This window comes from Paraburkholderia antibiotica (assembly GCF_012927125.1).
Taxonomy (GTDB): domain Bacteria; phylum Pseudomonadota; class Gammaproteobacteria; order Burkholderiales; family Burkholderiaceae; genus Paraburkholderia; species Paraburkholderia antibiotica.
Window position 1 is genome coordinate 1 of sequence record NZ_JABBFZ010000068.1, and the last position, 1179, is coordinate 1179.

The 1179-nt window shown below is 58.2% G+C and carries 1 protein-coding gene; it reads left to right on the forward strand.

What is annotated here, in order from left to right; translation table 11 throughout:
• The first annotated feature begins 75 nt into the window (after positions 1-75).
• Positions 76-1029 carry an IS5 family transposase gene (locus tag HHL14_RS32765; RefSeq protein ID WP_169501744.1) on the forward strand — a complete coding sequence of 318 codons (954 nt, stop codon included), beginning with the start codon at positions 76-78 and terminating at the stop codon, positions 1027-1029.
• The last annotated feature ends 150 nt before the right edge of the window (positions 1030-1179 follow it).

The window sequence follows — 1179 nt, forward strand, 5'->3', positions numbered from 1 at the left end:
GGAAAGTCTGCAAAATTCCTGGCATTGATGTGAGGGTGGACTATCCTGGGAGCAGGAGAATTTAAGGGGTGGGTGATGGCACAACTTGGCCTTGGTCTGGATCTGTCAACGAAACGCACGCGCAAACGGGAATTTCTCGAAGAGATGAGGCGCGTGGTGCCGTGGTCGCAGCTGATTGCCCTGATTGAGCCGCACTATCCGAAGGGTAAAACGGGACGGCCGCCCTTTCCGATTGCCACGATGCTGCAGATTCACTTCATGCAACAGTGGTTTGGTCTGTCAGACCCGGCGATGGAAGAAGCGCTCTATGACGTACCGTTGTATCGCGACTTCGCGGGGCTGGACGGCGGCATGACGCGATTGCCGGACGAGAGCACGATCCTGCGGTTTCGCCACCTGCTCGAAGCGCACGGTCTGGCTGTGCAGATGCTCGCGCTGGTCAATGAGATCCTGAGCGGCAAAGGTCTGATGCTCAAGGCCGGATCGGTAGTCGACGCCACGTTGATTTCTGCGCCCAACTCGACGAAGAACGCCTCAGGTACGCGCGACCCGGAAATGCACCAGACGAAGAAGGGAAATCAATGGTACTTCGGGATGAAAGCGCATATCGGCGTGGACGCGGAGTCTGGCCTGGTTCACACGGTCGTCGGCACAGCTGCCAACGCCCAGGACATCAATACAGCCGAAGCGTTGTTACACGGCGAAGAGGCGGATGTGTACGCTGATGCCGGATATCAGGGTATTCAGAAGCGATGCGCGGACGGTTCAGTGCGCTGGCATGTCGCAATGGGACCCGGCAAGCGCAGAAGACTGGACCTGAGTGATCGCCTGGACGCGATCTACGATCAGATCGAACGCCTGAAGGCCGGTGTCCGCGCCAAGGTGGAGCATCCATTCCGGATCATCAAGCGACAGTTTGGCTATACGAAGACACGATACCGGGGCTTGATGAAGAACACTGCGCAGATCACGACGCTGTTTGCGTTGGGTAACCTGTGGATGGTGCGTAAGGTACTGCGCAAAGCGTGAAACACGTGGGCGCAGACGCCATGAATTTCGGCAAACGCACCTTCCTACGGTTCGAACAGAACGGTGATCGAGGTCCCGGCGTCTTCGCCGCCACTACAACGCGGGCAGCAAACTGCGCGATGCGCAGGAAGCGGGTTGTGCAGACCTTCC